The organism is Psychroserpens mesophilus, assembly GCF_050617655.1.
Taxonomy (GTDB): domain Bacteria; phylum Bacteroidota; class Bacteroidia; order Flavobacteriales; family Flavobacteriaceae; genus Psychroserpens; species Psychroserpens mesophilus_A.
Genome location: NZ_JBODQC010000186.1, coordinates 1 through 268, shown reverse-complemented (window position 1 = coordinate 268; position 268 = coordinate 1). Strand labels below are relative to the sequence as shown.

The window sequence follows — 268 nt, the reverse complement described above, 5'->3', positions numbered from 1 at the left end:
GTGGACCGTTTGGTAGGAAACGGTTTGGGAAGCCATGCCGAAATTCTCGTAGATGCGGCAGCCAAAAACCAGTGGCAGATTATCCGGGGAAGGGGGATCGCTCAGCAACTCTACGTTAAAAAGCCATTCCCCTGAGCTGTCGGCCCCATAAAAATCGAAGGTTTTAACGGTATATCCGGTTTGATGCTCTTCCCGCAGGCGTTCCGGAGCGGCCAATTGCGAATGTTCCCAGTCGTAGAAGCGCTGCTGAGGGTTTACCGATTGCAGG

At 53.4% G+C, this 268-nt stretch carries 1 protein-coding gene; it reads right to left on the bottom strand.

Features of this window, described 5'->3' with window-relative positions; genetic code table 11:
- On the bottom strand, positions 1-268 hold a 268-nt coding region (locus tag ACRHNM_RS16885; RefSeq protein WP_431137776.1), incomplete at both ends, for a hypothetical protein.